This is a genomic window from Agrobacterium leguminum, from assembly GCF_015704895.1.
Taxonomy (GTDB): domain Bacteria; phylum Pseudomonadota; class Alphaproteobacteria; order Rhizobiales; family Rhizobiaceae; genus Agrobacterium; species Agrobacterium leguminum.
On sequence record NZ_JADQWB010000002.1, the window covers coordinates 398,906 to 414,377 of the forward strand.

Sequence of the window (15,472 nt, forward strand, 5' to 3'; positions counted from 1 at the left end):
TCCCCATCATTTCCCGACGATCTTCAAACGGTCATCCGGCATCTGCCGGGTGGCCGTTTTGTTTGGCGAGACCAGCTTCCACACTTCACGCTCCCGCCAGTCGACCGGGCTCATGCCGGTGACGCGACGAAATTCGCGGTTGAAGTTGGACTTGGTCTGAAAGCCGGAGGACAGCATGATCGCGGTCACCGATTGCTCCGTCTCTTCCAGCAACCGGCAGGCTTCGCGGATGCGCAACTGGTTGACATATTGCGAGACATTGACGCCGAGCGAGCGGTTGATCGCGCCCGATATCTGCCGGCTCGGCAGGCCGAGGCGTCTTGCAAGCCGCGACAGGTTGAGGTTCTCGTCGCGGTAAAGCGCCTGTGTCTCCATCAGCCGATCAACCCTTGCAACGATATCCCGGTCCTGTTCCGATGGCTCCGCCGACGGTGACAATTCCGCGACAGGTTCTATGGCTGTTTGCGGCGCCTTGCTCTTGCCGGCCAGCGCGGCCATGAGACCAATCAACAGCAGGCCGAAAAGATTGGCATTGCTGACCAGCGCTGCAACATTCTGCCCATGCGCCCATTCGAAATCGAAAAACACCAGAAGATCGAACAGGGCAGAAACACAAAGAGCGATGGCAGCGATGATAAGCGCCCGGTGCGCCGAGGTGACGCTGGCAAATTGCGCCTCGTCCAGCCCATCCGGCCCCTTTCTGCCAAGAAGAAGCAGGGCAATGGCGTGGCCGACAAAGATGACGATCAGCGCAAGATCAATCGCCATCGGCCAGGTGAATTCCATGATGACGATGAGCAAAGGCGACAAAGCGAGGTTGGCGAGCATCGCTATCCTGCTCTCCGCCGCCACTCTCATCAGCCCACGAAAAGCAATGTAGACGAGCGGCGGCAGGCAGGCGGCGAGGACCGGCAAAACATAACGCGCTTCGCTGACGCCATACCCCCAGCGCAGACCGACAAGGACGGATTGCACGGCACAAAGTGCGATCAGCGTCAGAAAGGCCCGATTGGTTCGCACATCGTCTCCGCCTCGCAAGAAAACGATGAACATGACAACCAGCAGAAGCGCCACAACGAAAGGCAGCGGAATGAACAGCACGAATGAATATCCCCGGAACAACGGCCTATATCGCCAATTCATGGACCAGATCGCGTTTCGGGACGACCTTTAACACGATCAAGGACGCAAAAAATATGTGGCGGCGCAGATTGAACCCCGTTCTTTCCAACCGCACGAGGTTTTCATGCGCCCTATCACCACCATCACGACCATCCTGTTTTCCGCTCTCGTCACCCAGCCTGTTCTTGCAGGCGAGGCTGTCGGCGTCAGCGAAACCACCATCCATTCGCCAGCACGCGGCAAGGACCTTGCCGTCACCGTCTGGTATCCATCCGACGGAAAGGGCACGCAGACGCTTTCCGTCGATGACCGGATTTTTCAGGGCACGCCCATGGTCAAAGATGGCGCCGTGAAACCGGGTCGGCTGCCGCTTGTGCTTCTGTCTCACGGCTCGGGTTCACGAGTGTCCGGCATGGCATGGATCGCCGCGAAACTTGCGAGCGAAGGTTTCATTGTGGCGGGAGCCAACCACCCCGGCACGACCAGCGGCGATTCCACACCCGCCGACACGCCGAAAATCTGGGAGCGAACGGACGATCTCTCCACGATTGTCACTGTTCTAACGGCAAAGGGCAAATGGTCGAGTGCGATCGACGCGCAAAGGATCGGTGTGCTCGGCTTTTCGCTGGGCGGCAGCGCGGCAATGGAGATTTCGGGCGCGCGCGCCGATCTCGATGCCTATGCGCGCTATTGCGAAGACCATGCCACGATGATGGATTGCCAATGGTTCGCCGGTGGCCGGGGTTACCTCAATGGCGAGGCAGTCAACGTGCCGAAGCTCGATCTCAGAACCATCGACAAGGCTCAATTCGAGCAGCAGAACCGCGATCCCCGCATCCGTTCCGCAGTGCTGGTCGATCCCGGTCTGGCCCTCGCCTTCCAGCCTGACAGCCTGAAGCAGATCGATATTCCGCTGACCTTCATCAATCTCGGCAGCAAGGGCAAAATTCCGCCGGCCGTGCTTGCGGATAAACTCGCGGACGAAGTGCCCGGCGCGACCTATCAGCAGGTGGACGAGGCCAATCATTTCAGCTTCCTGCCGTTGTGCAAACCGGATGCCGACGCGTTTCTCAAATCCGTCGGCGAGCGCGACCCGATCTGCGAACCGGCCGGACCACGGAACCGTGCCGATATTCACGCACAATTGGAGACGATGATCGCTACCGCCTTCAACCGCACGCTGAAGCCGGGTCAATAGGGCGGCAGATTGAGAGGCCTAGCCGATCCGCTTGTAAAACAGGGTCGTGCCGCAAAAGCGTCCATCCGGAAACAGGGCGTAATCGGGGATGACGCCGACCCGCTCCCAACCGAGGCGAGGATAAATCGCCTCGGCATCGCTGCCCGTGGCCGTATCCAGCACCAAAAGGGTACGACCACGTTTCGCCGCCTCCTCTTCCACCTTTTGCATGAGCTTGCGGGCAAGCCCCAGGCCTCGCGCGGACGGATGCACGAGAAGCTTCATCAGATCGCCGCGATGCGGCTGGTTGGGTTTGGAGACAAGGCCGACCTGAACGGTACCCACCACCCTGCCATCCACCTCCGCCACCACGTGAATGGTGCTGCCCTCGCCTGTCGCTTCTGCAACGGCCTGCCAGAAAGGCTGCGCATCCTGCGGCGAAAAGGGCAACATGAAGCCAACGGATGCGCCGCCGTTCACGCAGGCAGCCAGAACCTCACAGAGTTCGGGCAAGACATCGATGGTCTCTTGTCCGTTCAACACTCGGATGGTGGTCATACTAACTCCTGTCGGGGAAATCAGCGCTGTCTTTGGTCCAGCACGACGGCATAACGGGCGGGTTTTTCGGTAGGATTGTGGAAAACATGCCCCTCGCCAACCGGCATGAAAAGGCAATCGCCGGGTTCCAGCCGGTGAACCTCTCCGCCGCTCGTCATTTCCAGCACACCTTCGAAAAGCCAGACATATTGCGTCATCCCCCGGCTCGCCGCATGCGGAGGGAAACCGACGCGCGCGCCGGCCGGAAATTCGACTTCAACGATGTCGACATCGGATCCCACACGTGGCGGGGAGATGGCGCGGCGGACATAACCGGTTTCCGGATCTTTCCAGAGCTGCTGATCGCGCTTTTTCGTGAGCGGGGAAACAGCCTCTTCGTTTTCGGCGAAGAAACCGGAGAGCGACAAGCCAAGGGCTGCGCAGATACGGGCCAGCAGCGAGGCCGTGGGGCTCGCCTCGCCACGCTCGATGCGGGAAATCATGGCGCGGCTGACGCCGGATTCGGACGCGAGACGGTCCAGCGTCAGGCCGTTTTCAGCCCGTAATGTTTTGATCCGCTCGCCGATAGAGCGTTCAAGAATATGATCTTCGTTTTCCATTATATAAGAATTACACTCTCATATGATGGAGTCAATATCCACGATAATGGAAACTATCATCTTCTTTGCCGCTGGTCGCTTTGCGGCAAAAGAGCGCCTCAGGCGCCGACCTGGGCAATCCAGTCATTCAGATTATAGTAGTTCGTTACCCGGCTAACTTTTCCGTCCTTCAGGTCGAAAAAGGCACCGGCCGGCAGCACATATTTCTGGCCACTCGCCTCGGGCAATCCCTCGTCGGTCTTGAGATATTCGCCATTGACGATGAATTCGGCGGAAGCACGCTTGCCGTCTTCGCTCGCCATGATGACCATGTCGGTGAGATTTTCCTTATAGCAGCGGTTCATGTGGTCCATGAAGGAGGCGAAGGCGGCCTTGCCGGTCTGGCGCTCGCCCTGATTGATGTCGTGCACCACCTCATCGTGAAGAAGCGCCAGAAAGGCATCCATGTCCTGACGGTTGAAGGCTACGTAATAGGCGCGGATGGTCTCGGCAGCGGTCATCGTCTTCTCCGTTCAATGCTTGCGCGGGTTTTCCATGACGGTATAACCAGTGCAACCGAAAGTGAAAATGCCCATGACCGTCGAAATCAAGTCTCTTTCCGGCATTGACGCCACACCCTATTTCGATGACCTCGCGCGCCTGCGGATCGAAGTATTTCGCGCCTTTCCCTATCTCTATGACGGCTCGCTGGACTATGAGCGCAAATATCTCGCGACCTATGCCGATACGGACGGCGCCGTCTTCGTGCTGGCGCTCGATGACGGCAAAGTGGTCGGCATGTCGACCGGCATGCCGATGGCGGCAGAGACCGAAGAGGTGAAAGCGCCCTTCGTCAAAGCGGGTTACGATCCGAACCGCATATTTTACTTCGGTGAAAGCGTGTTACTGCCCGGCTATCGCGGCCACGGAATCGGAGTGCGCTTCTTCGAGGAGCGGGAGGCGCATGCAAAGCGGCTCGGTTTCGACAGGTGCACTTTCTGTGCTGTGGAGCGACCCGCAGACCATCCACGACGGCCGGCGGACTACGTGCCGCTGAACGCCTTCTGGGAAAAGCGCGGTTATAGCCATCACCCGGAACTGCGCACCAGTTTCACATGGCAGGACCTCGACGAAAGCGTTGAAAGCCCGAAACCGCTGTCCTTCTGGATGAAGACCATTTTTGCCGGAGACGGAGACAAATGACGCGCCTCGCCGCCAGCCAATATGCCATCGAGCTGATCGAGACATGGGAGGCTTATGCCGCACATCTCTCCGCCATCGTTCGCGAGGCGAAGGAAAAAGGCGCGGAATTGTTGCTGCTTCCTGAATATTCGGCCATGGCGCTGACCGGGCAATTGCCGCCCGCCGCGCGCTCCGATCTGCATCGTTCCATCGAAGAGATACAGCCGCTGATACCCTCCTGGGTGGAGCTTTGCGAGGAGCTGGCGCGGCAACATCAAATCCTCTTCCAGCCGGGCAGCGCGCCGGTGAAGGATCCCGACGGCAAGTTTCGCAACCGCGCATGGCTGTTCGGCCCGGATGGGCTGATCGGTTATCAGGACAAGCAGATCATGACCCGTTTCGAGCGGGAGCAATGGAACATTCATGCCGGCATCGAGGGCCTGAAAGCCTTCGAGACACCGATCGGCAGGCTGGGCATTCTCATCTGCTACGACAACGAGTTCCCGATGCTGGGCCGCAGGCTGGCGGAGCTGGGCGTCGAACTCGTTCTCGCCCCCAGCTGCACCGACACGCTGGCGGGTGCTTACCGGGTACGCATCGGCGCCCAGGCCAGGGCATTGGAAAACCAATATGCCATCCTCTCCTCCCCCACCGCTGGCGAGGCCCCTTGGTCTCCTGCGGTTGATGAAAATCGCGGCCGCGCCGCCCTTTACGTGCCGTCCGACTACGGCATGCCCGCATCCGGTATCGTCGCGGAAAGCGAAAGCGATGCGGTGACACAGAGCACGCTTCTGATCGCCGATATCGATCTTGCCGCCGTCGCAAGGCTCCGCACCGAGGGACAGGTGGCCACCCGCCGCGACTGGCCGGAGCAATTTGCGATCTGAAAAGCCCATTTTAAAGGGCTTTTAACCAAATTCCCGCTTTGCGGTGTGACAAGCCCCTGCTATAGCGCGGGACATGAGCACAAATTCGACCCGCACGCCCCTGGACCATATCCGCAACTTCTCGATCGTTGCCCACATCGATCACGGCAAATCGACGCTGGCCGACCGGTTGATCCAGTCGACGGGCGGCCTTGCCGAACGCGACATGTCGGAACAGGTTCTCGATTCGATGGATATCGAGCGCGAGCGCGGCATCACCATCAAGGCCCAGACCGTGCGCCTGCACTACAAGGCAAATAACGGCGAAACCTATGTGCTGAACCTCATCGACACACCCGGCCACGTCGACTTCGCCTACGAAGTGTCCCGCTCGCTTTCGGCCTGCGAAGGTTCGCTGCTGGTGGTCGATGCATCGCAGGGCGTGGAAGCCCAGACGCTTGCCAACGTCTATCAGGCCATCGACAACAATCACGAGCTGGTCACCGTACTCAACAAGATCGACCTGCCGGCGGCCGAACCCGACCGCATCAAGGAGCAGATCGAAGAGGTGATCGGCATCGACGCCTCCGACGCCGTGATGATTTCCGCCAAGACCGGTCTTGGCATTCCCGACGTTCTGGAAGCCATCGTCCACCGTCTGCCGCCACCGAAGAGCGAAGTCGGCGAAAACGGACCGCTGAAGGCGCTGCTGGTCGATAGCTGGTACGACACCTATCTCGGCGTCATGGTTCTGGTGCGCGTCATCGATGGCGTGCTGAGCAAGGGCCAGCAGATCCGCATGATGGGTTCGGGCGCGAAATACGGTATCGAGCGCGTCGGTGTGCTGACCCCGAAGATGGTCAATGTCGACAGCCTCGGCCCCGGCGAGATCGGTTTCATCACCGCCTCGATCAAGGAAGTTGCCGATACGCGTGTTGGCGATACCATCACCGACGACAAGCGCCCGACGGCACAGGCCCTGCCCGGCTTCAAGCCCGCGCAGCCCGTGGTGTTCTGCGGCCTCTTCCCGGTCGATGCGGCCGATTTCGAAGATTTGCGCGCGGCAGTGGGCAAGCTTCGCCTCAACGACGCTTCCTTCTCCTTCGAAATGGAATCCTCCGCCGCTCTCGGTTTCGGTTTCCGCTGCGGCTTCCTCGGCCTGCTGCATCTCGAAATCATTCAGGAACGCCTCGAGCGCGAGTTCAATCTCGATCTCGTCGCGACAGCGCCTTCGGTCGTCTATGAAATGACGCTGACCGATGGCACGGAGAAGGAACTGCACAACCCGGCCGACATGCCCGACGTTGTGAAGATCAAGGAAATCCGCGAGCCGTGGATCAAGGCGACGATCATGACGCCGGACGAATATCTCGGCGGCATCCTGAAACTCTGTCAGGACCGGCGCGGCCTGCAGACGGAGCTGACCTATGTCGGCAACCGCGCGATGATCACCTATGAACTGCCGCTCAACGAAGTGGTGTTCGATTTCTACGACCGGCTGAAATCCATCTCCAAGGGTTATGCCTCCTTCGATTACAACATCATCGACTATCGCGAAGGCGACCTCGTCAAGATGTCGATCCTCGTCAATGGCGATCCGGTGGATGCGCTCTCCATGCTGGTGCACCGCTCGGCGGCCGACCGGCGCGGGCGCGGCATGTGCGAAAAGCTGAAGGAACTCATTCCGCCGCACATGTTCCAGATCCCGATCCAGGCCGCCATCGGCGGCAAGGTCATCGCCCGCGAAACCGTGCGCGCGCTGCGCAAGGACGTGACGGCGAAGTGCTACGGCGGCGACGCGACGCGCAAACGCAAGCTGCTGGACAAGCAGAAGGAAGGCAAGAAGCGCATGCGCCAGTTCGGCAAGGTGGAAATTCCGCAGGAAGCCTTCATCGCTGCGCTAAAGATGAACGACGAATAAGCGGCAAAATCATATTGCCATCGCTATGGAAGGGAGGCCCAGAGCCTCCCTTTTGCGTTTAAGGTTCTATCACGCGTGCAGCTTTGCGCCCTTGGTGATCTTGTCGACGATCTTCCTGTCGGCCCTCAGCGCCATGCCGACCACCTTGGCGTTGTCAGGAGAAAACTCCGAAAATACCTGGCGATTGGCGACATCGTGCCCCGTTGCGAACATTTCCTCGATATAAAGCGATGTCGTGACGTCGCGCTCGAGGGATCGCTGGTGGATTTTGCGCAGCGCCTCCTGATCCGTGGCCATGACGACAATCGGCTGGATGGACAGGGGATTATAGACGTTGCCCGCCCCGTCGCGATATGGTTCTCCAATGATCTCCTTGGTCTGGGCGACGATCCCGGACATGAGAAATGCGGTAACGTTCAGTTTTTGCCACACGGCAAGGTCATCGCGAAGGATGACGGCGATCTTGGTATCAAACATGCGAACTCAATCTGGCTGTGGTTACGAAAGAGAAGCGATCCTAGCGCCTCGGGGCGTCGGCGATCTTGAACGTTCGTGCAAATTCGAAGGGATCGTGCAGGCGCCCTCCAGCGAAGGCATAGAGCGCATCGAAGCGCGCTTTCATGGCAACGCCTATGCGCCGCACCGTCATGATACCTATGCGCTGGGTGTCACGCTTTCCGGCGTTCAGACCTTTTCCTATCGGGGAAAATCGCATTTCAGCACGCCCGGAAAGGTAATCGTGCTGCATCCGGACGAAGTTCACGATGGCGGCGCAGGCACCGATGAAGGCCTGCGCTACCGTATGCTTTATCTTCCGCCCGAAAAAACGACTGAGGCGGGATATAATGCGCTGCCCTTCGCCCAGAATCCCGTCATCGAGGATGAGGAATTCCGGCAATGCCTCATTGAGGCTCTTGGCAATCTGGAAGGCGAGCCGGACAATCTGCTTCTCACCGACTGGCAGTCGAGACTGGCGGATTTGCTCTGGAAACATTCAAAAGGAAGCGCCAGAACGATCAAACGGATCGACCGGGTCGCCGTTTTACGGTGCCGGGACTATCTGCTGGAGAATAGCGCCGACACGGTCGGCTCTGAAGAGCTGGAACGGATAAGCGGGCTCGACCGCTTCACGCTCTTTCGGCACTTTCGCTTCCTGTTCGGCACCAGCCCGCACCGTTATCTCATCATGCGCCGACTGCAAAAATGCAAGGACATGATGCGTGCGGGTGCGGGCCTTGCGGAAACGGCATTTGCCTGCGGTTTTGCGGATCAGGCGCATTTTACCCGGCATTTCAAAAATGCCTTCGGCATGCCGCCTGGACGCTGGCTCAACCTTGTTTCGCATTGATCATTCCGGAAACAGGATCGACCGGTGAGCCGCAGCGCCCGCCATGGCGCCGTCTCCCACCGAAAGGGCGACCGAGCCGGCAGGCCTTGCCACATCGCCGCAGGCGAAGATGCCGCGGGCGGTGGTCTGTTTCATGGGATCTGTCACGATGGTCGATCCCATCGGCCCCTCCTCCACGGCGCAGCCAAGTTTTTCCAGCCAGTTCGAGGAGATATGCAATTTCGGCTGGGTGAAAAGGCCAGCCAATGCGATGCTGCGTCCATCCGTCAGAACGACATCCGCATGCCCCGTAATTTCCCGGATGCGGGTTGTTTCCATCCGCACGCCCCGGTTCGACAACAATGCTTGCTGATCCCCATCCGGCTCGAATACGCCATTGGTGAAAAAGGTCGTCTCGCCCCAGTCGGGCAGCATCAATGCGTGGTGAATGGCCAGAGGTGAAGCAGCGATGACACCGATCTTTTCCTGATTGAGCTCGTAACCATGGCAATAGGGGCAATGGAAGACCGAAGAGCCCCAACGCTCTTTCAGCCCGGCAATAGCAGGCAATTCATCGGTGACCCCCATGGCGAGGATCAGCCGGTCCGCTGTCTCACGGCGGCTGCCATCGATCTCGACTACAAAATCGCCGAAGGAGCCTTCGGCATCTGTCACCCTCCCCTCAGCCCAACCTATGGTCGGGTAACGTTCGATCTGGCGGCGCGCCTCGGCGATAATCTCACCCGGCTCCTTGCCATCCTGGCCGAGAAAACCGTGGGAATGGCTGGCGAAACGGTTTCTCCGTTCACCGGCGTCCACCACCAGAATGTTTTTTCTGGCGCGTCCAAGCTGCAGGGCGGCCGAGAGGCCGGCATAGCTGCCGCCGATAATGATGACGTCGAATTTCATGATGTACCCATCGTTTCAGGAAAGAGGCGGAAGTGCCCGTTCATTTCACGATACTTATATTGTTACGTGATTTTCGGAGTCAATAGTCACGCAACTTATATTGTTACGTCACCTCGAAAGTGATAGCTTCGGTGTAAACAGACGGACTTGGACAATGAGACACGACACGCGCCTTTCACGGGTGCTGCATATTCTGATCCATATGGAAAATCATAAGGGTGCGGCGACATCCGAGAGCATCGCGGCGATGCTTCAGACCAACCCGGTGGTGGTGCGCAGGACAATGGCCGGCTTGCGCGAGCATGGTTATGTCTCGTCGGAAAAAGGCCATGGCGGCGGATGGGTGCTAGCGCGGCCGCTCAGCGAAATCACGCTGCTCGATATTTATCGGGCGCTTGGCGCACCGGAACTGTTCTCAATCGGGCTGGCGGGCGACAACCCGAACTGCGTCATCGAACAGGCCGTCAATGCAGCACTTTTCGAGGCCATGAAAGAGGCGGAAAACATTCTGCTGTCCCGTTTCGGAAGCATTGCTCTTTCGCAGCTGGCACAGGAATCCATCAGCCGTTGGTCCAGGGTTTCCAACCACCCCTCCGCGATGGAGCAGCTTTAAGGGGCGGGCAACCGTCCTCCTCTCGCAAAGAAAAACCGCCTGCCCGGAGGCAGGCGGTTTTATCATATCAGTAGGCCCGTTACGGCTGGGTCTGCGTGCCGCCCGTATTCGGGCTTGCCGGTGCGGTGTTGTTCGCAGGCGGTGTTGCCGGAGCGGTCGGAGCCATGGGCGCCGGTGCCTGATCCGTTGCCGCAGGCGGCGTGGTGGAGGATGTCGTGGCCGGATCGGTGGTGGGGCCGCTCATCTGCGACCAGGCGAAAACGCCCACCAATACGACGACGATGATCGCCAACCACGGCACCCAGGACGACGACGTGCGGGCACGCGGTTCATTGCTGATATTCACTTCCGGACGAAGATCGCGGTCCGGACGCGGGTTGTTGGGATCGAATGTCATGGTGTTTCCTCCTCTTCATTCTGCGGAGAAAACGACGTTCACGGGATTTTGTTCCGATTCCTTCCACAACGCTTACAACCGACAAGGTTCGGGCGTTTGCTGAAGCGCCTCCGCCAGCACCGTCATGACCTGCGGACCTGCCATTTGCGAGACATTGAAACGCATGAAACCGGAGGCGTTCTGCGAGGAACTGAACACATTGCCGGGGGCCAGCACCACCTGACGCGAAAGCGCCCGGCGCGCCACATCGGCGGCATCAACCCCGTCCGGCAGACGGCACCATAAAAACATGCCCGCCTGCGGTTCGATCCACGGCACACATCCGACCGACCTCAGACGCGCCGCCACCTCCGGCATCGTTGCCGCAAGACGCTGCCTGAGCGCCTCGACGTGCTTGCGGTAACTGCCATCGGTCAAAAGCGAGAGGATCAGCGCCGCCGAAAAATGCGTTCCGCCAAAAGTGGTGGCGATCTTGAGATCGGTCAGGGCTTCCACCCAAGCCATGGGTGCTGCAATGAAACCGCACCGCACGGAGGCCGATAGTGTTTTTGAAAAACTGCCTATCTGGACGACGCGGTTCAGACCATCGAAGGCCGCCAGCCGGGGCGCGGCCTGGGTTTCGAAATCGGCAAAAATATCATCCTCGATGATGGTCAGCCCCACCTGCTCGGCGAGCATCAGCAGGCGATGGGCGGAAACGGCGGAAAGCCTTGCACCTGTCGGATTATGGATTGCGGAATTGGTGATATAAAGCCGGGGCTGATGTTCTTTCAGCGCCTGCTCGAAAAGTGCCAGATCCGGTCCGGTCGGCGTATAGGGAACACCGACGATCTTCACCCGATGCGCCCGCAAGAGGGCGTGGAAATTGAAGTAACACGGGTCATCGACAATCACCGTATCCCCCGGCTGCAGCAGGAAACGGCACAGAAGATCGATCGCCTGCGTGCCGGAATCGGTGAGCATGATCTGGCTGGCGCCCGCCTGCACCCCGTGTTCGGCCAGCCTGCGTGACAGAAGCTGGCGCAGCGGCAGCAGCCCCATCGGGTTGCCATAATCCGTCAGCAGGGCGGCGTCGGCGCGGGCAAGGCCGCGCATCGCCCGCCTCAACGCTTCCTGCGGCATCCACGATGCGGGAAGCCAGCCGCAGCCGGGTTTGGCGAGAACGGAACCTTCATCCAGCGCCTGCCGCGAGACCCACAAGGGATCCACCGCCCTATCAAGCTGCGGCTCGATATCGGCGAGCGACAGGGGCGCAAGCGGGCCCGAAACGAAAAAACCGGAGCCGGGGCGCGAGCTTATCGTACCATCCGCCACGAGCCGGTCGTAGGCCTCGACAATGGTGGAGGTGGAAACCTGCATGGTCTTCGCCAGCGCCCTGACCGACGGCAGGCGCGCGCCCGACACGAGGCTGCGCGAGGCGATGCGTTGCCGTACACTTGCCATTACCTTTTCTATGCGCGTGCCCACAGCGACTTGTCCGTCCACACTTTCCTCCAACTGTATCGCTTGCGATACCATAACAGTTTGTTGAAATTGTATATGATTGTCGCTGTTCCTGCCAGCCATTCGGGATCAAGAAAGGCAAAACGCAGGAGTTGACAATGGACAAGACGACGAGCGGCTGGCTGAGCGGCCTGACAGGCGTGGTGATATTCAGCGGTTCGCTGCCCGCGACACGCATTGCGGTAACGGGTTTCGATCCGGTGTTCCTGACCGTCGCCCGCGCCAGCATTGCCGGCCTGCTGGCGCTGGCACTGCTGTTTCTGTTCAGGCAAAGGCGCCCGGCGCGCGATGATCTGACATCGCTTTTCATCGTCTCGCTCGGTGTCGTGGTGGGCTTCCCGCTATTGACCGCGCTGGCGCTGCGGCATGTCACCTCAGCGCATTCCATCGTTTTCGTGGGGCTCTTGCCGCTCGCAACAGCAATTTTCGCCGTGCTGCGCGGCGGAGAACGCCCACGCCCGGTGTTCTGGTTCTTTTCCTGTCTTGGAAGCGCGCTTGTTGCGGGGTTTTCCCTGTCGAATTCGTTTGCCGCCGGGATCGAGGCCTCGCTTGCCGGCGATCTTCTGATGCTCGGTGCAATCATCGTTTGCGGGCTCGGCTATGCGGAGGGTGCTGCCCTTTCCCGCAAGCTAGGCGGCTGGCAGGTCATTTCCTGGGCGCTGGTTCTTTCCCTGCCGGTAATGCTGCCGCTTGCTTTCTTCACCGGGCCGGAAACGCTTGCCGGCATCGACCCGCAGGCCTGGGCCGGCCTTGCCTATGTTTCCCTGTTCAGCATGCTGATCGGCTTCATCTTCTGGTATCGCGGGCTGGCGCTTGGCGGCATCGCGGCCGTCGGCCAGCTGCAATTGCTTCAGCCCTTCTTCGGGCTGGCACTTGCCGCGACCCTGTTGCATGAGGAGGTGAGCCCGGCCATGATCGCCGTTACGCTTGTGGTGGTGCTCTGCGTTGCAGGCGCGCGAAAATTCGCGCGCTGATGATTGCCATCGTCAGCTCGAACGGCGGTCCACCCAGCGATGCCATGCATCCTCACTGCCGTTGAAGACATTGAGATCGATGCGGCCATCGACACCATGTGACAGGCCGGAACCGGAATATTGCCAGAAAAGCCACTTGCGGCCGGGATAAACCACTGACGGATGCTGGGCGACGGCGCGCAACCAGAAGGGATAATCCTGGAATTCGCCCTGGAGGTTGTCCTTGTAAAAATCGGGCGCCGTATAAATGATCGGCCGCTGGCCATAATGGCGCTCGAGCTTGTCCATGAAGACGCGCATCTTTTCCAGAACGCGTTCGCGGGAATGGCGCATCTTGCAGCTCGATTCGCCGTTATATTCCACGTCGATAACCGGCGGCAGCGCGTCCGGGTCGCGCGGTACATTGCGAATGAACCAGTCCGCCTGTTCGCTGGCGTTGCGGCACCAATAGAAGAAGTGGTAAGCACCGCGGCGAATGCCCGCTTCCTTCGCGCGCTGCCAGTTGGTGCGGAACATCGGATCGAGATGATCGCCGCCATCCGTCGCCTTGATGAAGGCGAAATTGGCGCCGCGCGTGCGCAGCTGCGGCCAGTTTATATTGGCCTGCCAGCGGGATACATCCACCCCGTGGACCTGAAAATGACGCGGCTGGACCCTGCCGAAATTGATCGGCTTCGCATCGCTGAAGCTGGAGCGGAAAATGCGCGAGCGGATCTGCGCACCGGCGCTCGCCGCCGGGGCCGCAGCCATAGCCAACTGTACCGGACGCTCCATCTGGTTGATCGTGGGGCGCTCCGCCGGCCGCACCATTCCGGCCGCCTGTGACGGAACCGGCAACCGGATTTCAGGTGCATTCTGCGTTAACGACGCCCTGGGGGTGACAGCGGAAAAGGCCTTGGGTTCGTCAGGCACCGGCCCGCCCCATGCCAGAACTTCCTGCCGTGGCTGAGCGGCGATGGCCTGGGTACCGACGCCTGCCTGCGGCAGCGGTGCGGATGGCGTGACCGAACTCGTCGTTTCCTTCGAGGGCAAGCCGGCCATCAGGCTTTCCGGCCCGGAACTGGACGTGCAGCCTCCAAGCAGGAAGCAACCGAAGAAAAGTGCTGGCACAGCCGATGAACGCATGAGAACCCGTACGCAAAACAAATCGGGGGCACTCTGATGCCGCCCGGAGACCTCGAAATACAAATGCTAACGGAAGATTATCAAAAAAGACTGAATCTTATCTTTACGTCGGCACCCGCCGATGCGCCCGTCATTTCTGGCAGGCGAAACGGTTCGAGTTCTCGCGCGGCGGCGCGGCTCAGGCCGTCATGGCGGTCAGATCGACAGTGTCGGCGCCGGGGGAGTTTCTCTTGATCGATTCGATCGCATGGATGGCCGAAGCCTTCGCCTGGTATCCTTCCGACGAGAACATTGTTTCCCCGTTGGATGCCTTGAAGCGGAAACGGTATTCACCGGCCTTGTCCTGATAGATTTCGAATTTGTACATGATCTTTGCGCCTCCTTTCGCGCGGTAGTCCATCAGCCGCAACTCTGTTCGGCCTCGATCACTTTCGCAACGGAAAATCGCCGATCTGGATGAGCCGTACCCAGGCTCGAGCGATCTCCAGCCCGGCTGCATCGGCCATTTCTGCGCGCAAGCCACGGTGGTCACAATAATTCTCCAGCCAGCCCGGCGACATTCTTTCGACGGAAGCAGGAAACGCCTGACACCAGCCGTCAACCACGGCGGTCGAGGCCTCAAAATGGAATTGCGTGCCATAGACCGCACGGCCGATGCGAAAGGCCTGATTTCGTGTCGCGCCATTGGTCGCAAGCCGCGTGGCGTCCGGCGGAAGCGTAAATGTATCGCAATGCCACTGAAAAATCGGGAATGTCTTTTCCAGCCCGGCCAATAGCGGATCGGACACGCCCTCTTCCGTCAGGGATACATCCTGCCAGCCGAATTCCGGCGGCCCCGAGAGAATATTCTCTCCCCCATAGGCGCGCGCCAGCAACTGGCTGCCGAGGCACACACCCATGACCGCTTTACCAGCATCGCCAAAGGCTTTCATGAGAAGGGCGAGATCGGCAAGATAGGGATAAAGCGCATCGTCAAGCGCGTTCTGTTCGCCGCCCAGAACGACGAGCGCATCATGGTCGGCGGCATCCCTTGGGAGAGGCTCACCCGCATAGGCGCGGATGACATGGATTTCCGCCGCCGCTTCTTCCAGCGCTACGCCGAGCTGCCCGTGCGGCGTACCCGCCATGTTTTCTATGATTGCGACGCGCATAGGACCTCGTGGAGACGACAATGGATTCAATCGGCTAAGAATGCCGATCGAATCCAGCTTCACCACGAG

The 15,472-nt window shown here is 59.7% G+C and carries 18 protein-coding genes; 7 read left to right on the forward strand and 11 right to left on the reverse strand.

Features of this window, described 5'->3' with window-relative positions; translation table 11 throughout:
• Positions 1 to 6: 6 nt before the first annotated feature.
• Positions 7 to 1,101, reverse strand: a complete 1,095-nt coding sequence (locus I3J13_RS04865; protein ID WP_196378146.1) for a helix-turn-helix domain-containing protein — start codon at positions 1,099 to 1,101, stop codon at positions 7 to 9.
• Between the two features lie 145 nt (positions 1,102 to 1,246).
• Between I3J13_RS04865 and I3J13_RS04870 the strand changes: the two genes are divergently transcribed.
• Positions 1,247 to 2,320 (forward strand): alpha/beta hydrolase family protein, encoded by a 1,074-nt coding sequence (locus I3J13_RS04870; protein WP_196378147.1) that lies wholly within the window; start codon positions 1,247 to 1,249, stop codon positions 2,318 to 2,320.
• Positions 2,321 to 2,338: 18 nt separating this feature from the next.
• On the opposite strand, the gene I3J13_RS04875 is transcribed toward I3J13_RS04870, so the two are convergent.
• The 3 genes from I3J13_RS04875 to I3J13_RS04885 form a co-directional block, all read right to left on the reverse strand.
• On the reverse strand, positions 2,339 to 2,857 hold the full coding sequence (locus I3J13_RS04875) for a GNAT family N-acetyltransferase (RefSeq protein WP_196378148.1): 519 nt from the start codon (positions 2,855 to 2,857) through the stop codon (positions 2,339 to 2,341).
• 20 nt (positions 2,858 to 2,877) lie between these two features.
• Positions 2,878 to 3,456: a helix-turn-helix domain-containing protein gene (locus I3J13_RS04880; protein WP_196378149.1), complete on the reverse strand. Its 579-nt coding sequence runs from the start codon at positions 3,454 to 3,456 to the stop codon at positions 2,878 to 2,880.
• Between the two features lie 98 nt (positions 3,457 to 3,554).
• Positions 3,555 to 3,956, reverse strand: coding sequence for a ketosteroid isomerase-related protein (locus I3J13_RS04885; RefSeq protein WP_196378150.1), 402 nt, complete (start codon positions 3,954 to 3,956; stop codon positions 3,555 to 3,557).
• A gap of 73 nt (positions 3,957 to 4,029) precedes the next feature.
• Between I3J13_RS04885 and I3J13_RS04890 the strand changes: the two genes are divergently transcribed.
• The 3 genes from I3J13_RS04890 (at position 4,030) to lepA (ending at position 7,404) form a co-directional block, all read left to right on the forward strand.
• A complete protein-coding gene (locus tag I3J13_RS04890) occupies positions 4,030 to 4,638 on the forward strand; it encodes a GNAT family N-acetyltransferase (RefSeq protein WP_196378151.1) in 609 nt (202 codons plus the stop codon).
• Positions 4,635 to 5,504, forward strand: coding sequence for a carbon-nitrogen hydrolase family protein (locus I3J13_RS04895; RefSeq protein WP_196378152.1), 870 nt, complete (start codon positions 4,635 to 4,637; stop codon positions 5,502 to 5,504). Before I3J13_RS04890 ends, I3J13_RS04895 begins: the two co-directional genes overlap by 4 nt.
• A gap of 61 nt (positions 5,505 to 5,565) precedes the next feature.
• The gene (lepA, locus tag I3J13_RS04900; protein ID WP_035240402.1) at positions 5,566 to 7,404 is read left to right on the forward strand and encodes a translation elongation factor 4; all 1,839 of its coding nucleotides are present in this window, start codon (positions 5,566 to 5,568) and stop codon (positions 7,402 to 7,404) included.
• Between the two features lie 69 nt (positions 7,405 to 7,473).
• Here the strand turns inward: lepA and I3J13_RS04905 are convergent, their stop codons facing one another.
• Positions 7,474 to 7,881, reverse strand: a complete 408-nt coding sequence (locus I3J13_RS04905) for a DUF2000 family protein (protein WP_196378153.1) — start codon at positions 7,879 to 7,881, stop codon at positions 7,474 to 7,476.
• 94 nt (positions 7,882 to 7,975) lie between these two features.
• On the opposite strand from I3J13_RS04905, the gene I3J13_RS04910 reads away from it, so the two are divergent.
• Positions 7,976 to 8,752, forward strand: coding sequence for an AraC family ligand binding domain-containing protein (locus I3J13_RS04910; protein ID WP_196378237.1), 777 nt, complete (start codon positions 7,976 to 7,978; stop codon positions 8,750 to 8,752).
• Here I3J13_RS04910 and I3J13_RS04915 read toward each other — a convergent pair whose 3' ends face one another.
• Positions 8,753 to 9,640, reverse strand: a complete 888-nt coding sequence (locus tag I3J13_RS04915) for an NAD(P)/FAD-dependent oxidoreductase (protein WP_196378154.1) — start codon at positions 9,638 to 9,640, stop codon at positions 8,753 to 8,755. It abuts the gene before it with no gap.
• Positions 9,641 to 9,794: 154 nt separating this feature from the next.
• On the opposite strand from I3J13_RS04915, the gene I3J13_RS04920 reads away from it, so the two are divergent.
• Positions 9,795 to 10,253: an Rrf2 family transcriptional regulator gene (locus I3J13_RS04920; RefSeq protein WP_059759145.1), complete on the forward strand. Its 459-nt coding sequence runs from the start codon at positions 9,795 to 9,797 to the stop codon at positions 10,251 to 10,253.
• A 79-nt stretch (positions 10,254 to 10,332) separates the two neighbouring features.
• Here the strand turns inward: I3J13_RS04920 and I3J13_RS04925 are convergent, their stop codons facing one another.
• Positions 10,333 to 10,650, reverse strand: coding sequence for a hypothetical protein (locus tag I3J13_RS04925; RefSeq protein WP_003524488.1), 318 nt, complete (start codon positions 10,648 to 10,650; stop codon positions 10,333 to 10,335).
• A gap of 72 nt (positions 10,651 to 10,722) precedes the next feature.
• The gene (locus tag I3J13_RS04930; protein ID WP_196378155.1) at positions 10,723 to 12,135 is read right to left on the reverse strand and encodes an aminotransferase class I/II-fold pyridoxal phosphate-dependent enzyme; all 1,413 of its coding nucleotides are present in this window, start codon (positions 12,133 to 12,135) and stop codon (positions 10,723 to 10,725) included.
• Positions 12,136 to 12,251: 116 nt separating this feature from the next.
• Between I3J13_RS04930 and I3J13_RS04935 the strand changes: the two genes are divergently transcribed.
• Positions 12,252 to 13,127, forward strand: coding sequence for a DMT family transporter (locus tag I3J13_RS04935; protein ID WP_059759143.1), 876 nt, complete (start codon positions 12,252 to 12,254; stop codon positions 13,125 to 13,127).
• Between the two features lie 12 nt (positions 13,128 to 13,139).
• Here I3J13_RS04935 and I3J13_RS04940 read toward each other — a convergent pair whose 3' ends face one another.
• The 3 genes from I3J13_RS04940 to I3J13_RS04950 form a co-directional block, all read right to left on the reverse strand.
• The gene (locus tag I3J13_RS04940; protein ID WP_196378156.1) at positions 13,140 to 14,252 is read right to left on the reverse strand and encodes a glycoside hydrolase family 25 protein; all 1,113 of its coding nucleotides are present in this window, start codon (positions 14,250 to 14,252) and stop codon (positions 13,140 to 13,142) included.
• 178 nt (positions 14,253 to 14,430) lie between these two features.
• Positions 14,431 to 14,619, reverse strand: a complete 189-nt coding sequence (locus tag I3J13_RS04945; RefSeq protein WP_003507411.1) for a YegP family protein — start codon at positions 14,617 to 14,619, stop codon at positions 14,431 to 14,433.
• A 58-nt stretch (positions 14,620 to 14,677) separates the two neighbouring features.
• A complete protein-coding gene (locus tag I3J13_RS04950; RefSeq protein ID WP_196378157.1) occupies positions 14,678 to 15,403 on the reverse strand; it encodes a type 1 glutamine amidotransferase in 726 nt (241 codons plus the stop codon).
• Positions 15,404 to 15,472 lie beyond the last annotated feature (69 nt).